Consider the following 571-nt stretch of genomic DNA (forward strand, 5'->3'; position numbering starts at 1 on the left):
TTTTAGAAGCTTTTAACTTCGGAACGAAACGGACAATATCCGAGGGTTCCGAAATTTTTATTTTATGTAACGTGCCGTCGTAGCTCAGCGGTAGAGCAACGCACTCGTAATGCGTAGGTCGGAGGTTCGATTCCTCTCGACGGCACCAGTTATGCCACATGGCAACTCATATGGCGGTCGTGGCGAAGTGGTTAACGCATCGGATTGTGGCTCCGACATTCGAGGGTTCGATTCCCTTCGATCGCCCCATAGTCATTGGGGATTAGCCAAGCGGTAAGGCAACGGACTTTGACTCCGTCATGCCTAGGTTCGAATCCTAGATCCCCAGTATTTTCAGCACGAGCCATTAGCTCAGTTGGTAGAGCACCTGACTTTTAATCAGGGTGTCGTAGGTTCGAGTCCTACATGGCTCATCTTCTTACAAAATAAATTGAGCGGAAGTGGCTCAGGGGTAGAGCATCGCCTTGCCAAGGCGAGGGTCGCGGGTTCGAATCCCGTCTTCCGCTCCATCGCAACTTTTGCTTGTGAAGATTGACAATTGTTCTTTTTGGTTTTAATCTTAAATTAGTTT

General features: G+C 48.5%; 5 tRNA genes. All 5 read left to right on the plus strand.

The features are described from left to right. The first annotated feature begins 73 nt into the window (after positions 1–73). Positions 74–148, plus strand: a tRNA-Thr gene (locus tag PEL01S_RS34260). A gap of 25 nt (positions 149–173) precedes the next feature. Beyond that, a tRNA-His gene (locus tag PEL01S_RS34265) sits at positions 174–249 on the plus strand. A gap of 7 nt (positions 250–256) precedes the next feature. Continuing rightward, positions 257–328 (plus strand) — tRNA-Gln (locus PEL01S_RS34270). 12 nt (positions 329–340) lie between these two features. After that, positions 341–413: transfer RNA gene (locus tag PEL01S_RS34275), tRNA-Lys, on the plus strand. Between the two features lie 21 nt (positions 414–434). Then, positions 435–509, plus strand: a tRNA-Gly gene (locus PEL01S_RS34280). The last annotated feature ends 62 nt before the right edge of the window (positions 510–571 follow it).

It is taken from the genome of Paenibacillus elgii NBRC 100335 (genome assembly GCF_004000865.1).
Lineage (GTDB): Bacteria > Bacillota > Bacilli > Paenibacillales > NBRC-103111 > Paenibacillus_G > Paenibacillus_G elgii.